At 72.9% G+C, this 6,927-nt stretch carries 8 protein-coding genes; 5 read left to right on the plus strand and 3 right to left on the minus strand.

Translation table 11 applies throughout. From position 1 onward, the window contains the following. On the minus strand, positions 1-791 hold a 791-nt coding region (locus ACIWVC_RS33680), incomplete at its 3' end, for a DUF3097 domain-containing protein (protein WP_396455091.1). A 205-nt stretch (positions 792-996) separates the two neighbouring features. On the opposite strand from ACIWVC_RS33680, the gene hrcA reads away from it, so the two are divergent. From hrcA to ACIWVC_RS33695, 3 genes are all read left to right on the plus strand, one after another. Next, positions 997-2,010 (plus strand): heat-inducible transcriptional repressor HrcA, encoded by a 1,014-nt coding sequence (hrcA, locus tag ACIWVC_RS33685; protein WP_396445199.1) that lies wholly within the window; start codon positions 997-999, stop codon positions 2,008-2,010. 1 nt (position 2,011) lies between these two features. Next, positions 2,012-3,148, plus strand: coding sequence for a molecular chaperone DnaJ (dnaJ, locus tag ACIWVC_RS33690; protein ID WP_396445198.1), 1,137 nt, complete (start codon positions 2,012-2,014; stop codon positions 3,146-3,148). A 75-nt stretch (positions 3,149-3,223) separates the two neighbouring features. Then, entirely contained in the window at positions 3,224-3,955 is a 732-nt protein-coding gene (locus tag ACIWVC_RS33695; RefSeq protein WP_396445197.1) for a 16S rRNA (uracil(1498)-N(3))-methyltransferase, read from the plus strand. 86 nt (positions 3,956-4,041) lie between these two features. On the opposite strand, the gene ACIWVC_RS33700 is transcribed toward ACIWVC_RS33695, so the two are convergent. Then, complete coding sequence (locus tag ACIWVC_RS33700; protein ID WP_396445196.1) at positions 4,042-4,734, minus strand: hypothetical protein; 693 nt, start codon at positions 4,732-4,734, stop codon at positions 4,042-4,044. Next, complete coding sequence (locus ACIWVC_RS33705; protein ID WP_396445312.1) at positions 4,731-5,318, minus strand: SigE family RNA polymerase sigma factor; 588 nt, start codon at positions 5,316-5,318, stop codon at positions 4,731-4,733. The genes ACIWVC_RS33700 and ACIWVC_RS33705 overlap by 4 nt, the downstream gene beginning before the upstream one ends. A gap of 290 nt (positions 5,319-5,608) precedes the next feature. Here ACIWVC_RS33705 and ACIWVC_RS33710 point away from each other — a divergent pair, with 290 nt between their 5' ends. Together ACIWVC_RS33710 and ACIWVC_RS33715 are read left to right on the plus strand one after the other, a co-directional pair. Further along, complete coding sequence (locus ACIWVC_RS33710) at positions 5,609-5,953, plus strand: histidine triad nucleotide-binding protein (RefSeq protein ID WP_396445195.1); 345 nt, start codon at positions 5,609-5,611, stop codon at positions 5,951-5,953. 172 nt (positions 5,954-6,125) lie between these two features. Then, positions 6,126-6,927: PhoH family protein (locus ACIWVC_RS33715; RefSeq protein ID WP_396455092.1), on the plus strand; the 802-nt coding region annotated here is incomplete at its 3' end.

The raw sequence follows: 6,927 nt of genomic DNA on the forward strand, positions 1-6,927 counted from the left end.
AGTTCTTCTACGCGGCCTAGCAGGGCCGGTTCCAGGTCGGTGTAGGTGTTGACCGAGTTCAGGATCCGCTTCCAGGCCGCGCCGGTGTCGTCGCCCCAGCCGAGTTCGGCGATGACGCCCTCCTTCCACGGGATGCCGCGGGGGATGCGGGGCCAGGCGCGGATGCCCACGGTCGCGGGCTTGACGGCCTCCCAGATGTCGATGAACGGGTGCCCGGTGACGAGGACGTGCGGTGACGAGACCTGCGCGGCGATCCGGGACTCCTTGGACCCCTCCACCAGGTGGTCGACGAGGACGCCGAGGCGGCGGTCCTCGTCCGGGCCGAACTCCTCGACGATGGCGGGCAGGTCGTCGACGCCTTCGAGGTACTCCACGACGACGCCTTCGACGCGCAGGTCGTGGCCCCAGATCTTCTCGACCAGCTCGGCGTCGTGGACGCCCTCCACATAGATGCGGCTCTCCTTGGCCACCTGGGCGCGCAGCCCCTGGACGGCGACTGAGCCGGACGCCGAACGGGCCGGGCCCTTGGGCGCGGCGGACGGCCGCACGAGCGTGACCGGCTCGCCGTCGATCAGGAAGCCGGACTTGGTGAGCGGGAAGACGCGGCGCTTGCCGAACCGGTCCTCCAGGGTGACGCCGAACTTGTCGCAGCCGACGACGGCGCCGCAGAACCCGCTGTCCGGATCCTCCGCGACCAGCCCCGGTTCGGCGGGGACCTCGGGGATCCGGCCCTTGCGCGGTCTGCGCCAGTCGCCGGCGAGCACGTCGTTTCCGTAGTCCTTGCTGCGCACGGGTCCGCACATTAACCCGGCTCGGGCGCCGTGCGGCGTCGCCCCTCGTCCCCCGGCGTGGCGTCCGCGCCCGATGCGGATAGGATCACGCAGCCGTACGGGAGTGCGCGAGCACTCCGATCAGGCTTTCGGGGCCGTACACTTGGCACTCAGGAGTAAGGAGTGCCAGCGGCGGGGAGGCCGGCCGGACGAGGGAGGTGACGCCGTGCTGGACGACCGTAAACTCGCAGTCCTGCGCGCCATCGTCGAGGACTTCGTCTCCACTAACGAGCCGGTGGGGTCGAAGGCCCTGGCGGAGCGGCACAACCTGGGAGTGTCGCCGGCGACCATCCGCAACGACATGGCGGTGCTCGAGGAGCAGGGCTACATCACCCAGCCGCACACCAGCGCCGGGCGCGTGCCCACCGACAAGGGCTACCGGCTGTTCGTCGACCGGCTGTCCACGATCAAGCCGCTGTCGGTCGCCGAGCGGCGCGCGATCGAGACGTTCCTGTCCGGCGCCTACGACCTCGACGACGTCGTCAGCCGCACGGTGCGGCTGCTCGCGCAGCTCACCCGGCAGGTCGCCGTCGTGCAGTACCCGTCGCTGACGCGCTCGTCGGTGCGGCACGTCGAGCTGGTCCAGGTCGCCGAGGGGCGGCTGCTGCTCGTCCTGATCACCAACACCGGGCGGGTGGAGCAGCGCGTCATCGAGACGCCGGGCCCGGTCTCCGAGGAATCGATCGGGCACCTGCGGGCGTTGCTCAATACATGCCTGGACGGGCTCGGCCTCGGCGACGTGCCGGCGGCGGTGGCCGACCTCCCCGAGAAGGTGGGGCCGGACGACCGGCCGGCGGCGGCCGCGGTGCTGTCCGTCCTGCTGGAGACGCTCGTCGAGAAGCACGAGGAGAAGATCGTCTTCGCCGGCGCCGCCAACCTCGCCGCCGTGGACTTCTCGCAGAGCCTGCGGGAGGTGCTGGTGGCGCTTGAGGAGCAGGTCGTCCTCATGCGGCTGCTCGGCGAGACCGGAGACTCCTCTACAGTTACGGTGCGGATCGGCACCGAGAACCCCGACCTGGGCCTCAGATCGACCTCGGTCGTCGCCGCGGACTACGGGGTGGGCGACCTCACCTTGGCCCGGCTTGGAGTGCTCGGGCCTACACGCATGGATTACCCCAGCACGATGGGAGCGGTACGGGCAGTGGCACGCTACGTGGGACAGATCCTGGCGGGGTCGTAAGGTGGCGAACGACTACTACGCGACACTGGGCGTCCGGCGCGACGCCAGCGCCGACGAGGTGAAGAAGGCCTACCGCCGGCTCGCGCGCGAGCTCCACCCGGACGTCAACCCGGATCCGGAGACCCAGGAGAAGTTCAAGGAGATCACCCAGGCGTACGAGGTGCTCTCCGACCCCAAGAAGCGCGAGATGTACGACCTCGGCGCGGACCCGTTCGCCTCCGGGGGCGGCGCGGGCGCCGGAGGGTTCGGCGGCGCCGGGTTCCCGTTCAGCGACATCATGGACGCGTTCTTCGGGACGGCGACCTCGCGCGGCCCGCGGTCGCGGGCGCGGCGCGGCCGGAACGCGACGCTGCGGGTCGAGCTCGACCTCGCCGAGACCGCGTTCGGCACGACCCGCGAGCTGTCCATCGACACCGCGGTGACCTGCGCCACCTGCGAGGGGTCGGGCTGCGCGCCCGGCACCCACCCGGAGACGTGCGAGACCTGCCACGGCCGCGGCGAGGTGCAGCAGGTGCAGCGCTCGTTCCTCGGCCAGGTCATGACGGCGCGGCCGTGCCCGGCGTGCGGCGGGTTCGGGTCGGTGATCCGCAACCCGTGCACCGAGTGCTCCGGCGACGGCCGCGTCCGCACCCGGCGCACCGTCAAGGTCAAGATCCCGGCCGGGGTGGAGAACGGCATCCACATCCAGCTCGCCGGCGAGGGCGAGGTCGGCCCGGGCGGCGGCCCGCCCGGCGACCTGTTCCTGGAGATCGTGGAGAAGCCGCACCCGATCTTCGAGCGGGAGGGCGACGACCTGCACTGCACGGTCGAGATCCCGATGACCGCGGCGGCGCTCGGCACCAGCGTGACGATCGAGACGCTGGACGCGGCCGAGAGCGTCGACATCAAGCCCGGCACGCAGTCGGGGCAGGTCATCACGCTGTACAACCGGGGCGTCCGGCACCTCAACGAGAGCGGCCGCGGCGACCTGATGATCCACGTGAACGTGGAGACGCCGACCCGGCTGGACGAGGAGCAGGAGGAGCTGCTGCGCCGCCTCGCGGCCCTGCGCGGCGAGGAGCGCCCGCCCGGCAGGTTCGCCCCCGGGCAGCGCAGCGGCGTGTTCTCCCGCATCAAGGACGTCTTCAACCAGCACTGAAGGGCCGTGGCGGAGGCATACCGGGAGGGCCTCCGCGGCGACTCGGAGCGCGGGTGACCCCGGGGGAGGACCCATATGAGCCCGCCGGTGTTCCTCACCGGGACGGACGCGCTGGAGCGCGGCACGGTCGTCCTGGACGGCCCCGAGGGCAGGCACGCGGCGGCCGTGCGGCGGCTGCGGCCCGGTGAGCGCGTCGACCTGACCGACGGCGCCGGGCTGCTGGCCGAGTGCGTCGTCACCGCCGCCGACCGCGCGTCCCTCACGCTGGACGTGCGGGCGCGGCACCGGCAGCCGCCCCCGGCGCCGCGCATCGTGGTCGTCCAGGCGCTGCCGAAGGGCGACCGGGGCGAACTGGCCGTCGAGGCCATGACCGAGGTCGGCGTGGACGTGATCGTGCCGTGGGCGGCGGACCGCTGCGTCACCCGGTGGCGTCCCGAACGCCGCGAGAAAGCCCTCGGACGCTGGCGCACGACCGCGCGGGAGGCCGCCAAGCAGGCGCGCCGCAGCAGGCTCCCCGACGTGCCGGATCTGGCGTCCACCGAGGACGTCGCCGCGCGGGTCGCCGGGGCGTCCCTGGCCCTCGTGCTGCACGAGGAGGCGGAGGCGCCGCTGAGCGCCGCCGAGCCGCCCCGGGACGGCGACATCGTCCTCGTGGTCGGCCCCGAAGGCGGGATCACGGACGCGGAGCTGGACCGGTTCGCCTCGGCGGGCGGACGCCCGGCCAGGCTCGGCCCGACCGTGCTGCGCACGTCGACGGCCGGGGTGGCGGCGGCCAGCGTGCTGCTGGCCGCCACCGGACGCTGGTGAAGCCCCTGCCGCGGGCCGTCAGAGCACGCGGGCCGTCAGAGCACGCGGGCCGTCAGGGCGCGCCGGCGGTCAGAACGTGCCGGCCGTCAGGGCGTCGTGGCCGCGGCGCCCTGCTCCGTCGTGCCCGCCGGTTCGCTCGTCGGCGTCTGCGTCGGAGTGTCGGTGGGCTTGCCGGAGGTCGGCGGCGCGGTCGGCGTCGACGGCGGCGGCGTGGTCGCCGGCGTGGTCGGCGTCTCGCTCGGGCACGGCGTGGCCGCCGGGGTCGGCGTGGCGGTCGTGCCGGGCGAGGCGGACGCGGCGCCCGGCTGCGGGATGCGGCACGACGACAGGCCCGGCGAGGAGCTGGGGCTCGTCGTCGGCGAGGCCGACGGGGAGCCGGACGCGCTGGCCCCCGGCGACGACGGGTCGGGGAACTGCGGGTTGCCCTGGGCGTCGGTGCGGTCCCTGCCGGTGTCGTTCCCCCCGCCGTCCGCGGGCCCGTTGTTGCCGACCGTCTGCTGGATGAGGCTCATGGTCTGCGGGGCCGTCACGCCGAGCGCGGCGATCAGGACGGCGGCGGCCACGGCGAGCACGGGCCGCGCCCAGCCGACGGTGAACCGGTCCAACCCGAACCGGGCGGGGCCGAGGAACCGTCCGAGACCGAACCGGCGGCTCTGGCCGTCGGCTATGCGGGCCCGGATGCGCTCCAGCCCGTCGCCCGCGGGGTTGACCGAGTCCGCCTCCGCGTGCAGGGCGCGGCGGAGGATCTCGCCGTGCTCGTCGTGGGGGTCGGTGGTCATGAGAATTGCTCCAGGACGTTGCGTAGTGCGGTCATGCCGCGCGCCGTGTGGCTCTTCACGGCACCGCGGGAGATGCCCATCGCCTTCGCGATCTCCGCTTCGGAGAGATCGGCGTAGTAGCGGAGGACGAGCGCCTCCCGCTGGCGGGCGGGCAGCCGGGACAGCGCGTCGATGACCGCCGAGCGTTCCAGCTCCCCGATGGCCCCGGCCTCCGCGCTCGGCGCGTCGGGCAGGCCCTTCGGGGCGTACTTCTCGACGACGGCGCGATGCCGGAGCACCGATCGCGACCGGTTCACCACGGACTGGCGCAGGTACGACAGGGCCTTGTCGGGGTCGCGCAGGCGCCGCCAGCCGCCGTGCATCGCGACGAACGCGTCCTGGACGACCTCCTCGGCCGTCCCGGCGTCCCGTACGAGCATGGCGGCGAGGCGTACGAGCGAGCGGTAGTTGGCGCTGTAGAGCGCGGTCACCGCCTGGTCGGCGTCCCAGGCGACGGCCACCGCCCCCGCCGTGCCCCTGGCCACGAGGGTCTCGGTCACGTCAGTTCGACGCGCGCCCTCCTGGCCCGGTTTACGAAAGGGCATGTCCTGGTCTGCCTCGGTCACCTGTCCGCCGCCTTCGCCGACCCCGGCCGTCCATTCGGACGGGCTCCCTCGGGGCGGCATGAATCGGGCGCCCCGCCCGAACCGGCAGGACGCGGCAACGCCGTGCGGACCGGGGGGTACGCCTTGAGTTGACAACCTTAACCAGTGACCGGCCGTCATGGTGACCGCAACCGGAGGTCGATCACCCGGAACCGTGTCCGCGGCGGGCCGCGGGGCCCGCTCCCGATAGGATTCCGGGGCCGGCCACGGGCCGCGGCGAGGGGAGACAGATGATCGACTGCCTGTTCTGCAAGATCGTTTCCGGGGACGTGCCCGCGAAGATCGTCCGCGAGTCGGCGGGGACGGTGGCCTTCCGCGACATCAACCCGCAGGCGCCCACCCACGTGCTGGTCATCCCGCGCGACCACCACCCGGACGTCGGGGAGCTCGCCGCCTCCGACGCCGAGCTGCTCGCCGAGGTGCTGCGCGAGGCGCACCGGGTCGCCGTCGACGAGGGCATCGCCGAGGCCGGCTACCGGGTCGTGTTCAACACCGGCGCCCAGGCCGGGCAGACCGTCTTCCACGTGCACGCCCACGTGCTGGGCGGCCGCGGCCTCAACTGGCCGCCCGGCTGACCGCCCCGCCGGGGCCCGCCGGGGCCCCGCCGCCCGGGGACGCGGCCGGGTGATCGCGCGGCGCGAAAAAACCTTTCGGCGCCCTGCCGGGGGCGGTCGGTACGATGGAAACGACATATCTGGACACCCGGAGCAGACAGAAGGCAGGTCCGAAGGCCGCAAGGCCCGGCTGATGGTCGAATCAACTCATACGAGGGCAACTCGCACGGAGCGCGACGACCGCGACGGCTCGCGCGCACAGATCAAGATCGTGGTGCCGGACGACCATTCGATGGTGAGCCTGCTGGGCTCCCGGGATGAGCTGCTCCACGCGATCGAGCAGTCGTTCGGCAGCGACATCGACATCCACGTCCGCGGCAACGAGATCACCGTGACCGGCCCGCAGGCCGACACGGACCTGGCGTCCCGGCTGTTCAGCGAGATGCTGGAGCTGCTGAAGGGCGGCACCCAGCTCACCCCCGACGCGGTGGAGCGCAGCCTCGCGATGCTGCGCGGCGAGAACGGCACGCGCCCGGCGGAGGTCCTGACCCTGGACGTGCTGTCCAGCCGGGGCCGCACGATCCGCCCGAAGACGCTGAACCAGCGGCGCTACGTCGACGCGATCGACAAGCACACGATCGTGTTCGGGATCGGCCCCGCCGGCACCGGCAAGACGTACCTGGCGATGGCCAAGGCCGTCCGCGCGCTGCAGGACAAGCAGGTCAACCGCATCATCCTGACGCGTCCCGCGGTCGAGGCGGGGGAGCGGCTCGGGTTCCTGCCCGGCACGCTCTACGAGAAGATCGACCCGTACCTGCGGCCGCTGTACGACGCGCTGCACGACATGGTCGACCCCGACTCGATCCCGCGCCTGATGGCCGCCGGCACCATCGAGGTCGCCCCCCTGGCGTACATGCGCGGGCGGACCCTCAACGACTCGTTCATCATCCTCGACGAGGCGCAGAACACCTCGCCCGAGCAGATGAAGATGTTCC

It is taken from the genome of Actinomadura sp., assembly GCF_044508335.1.
Classification (GTDB): domain Bacteria; phylum Actinomycetota; class Actinomycetes; order Streptosporangiales; family Streptosporangiaceae; genus Spirillospora.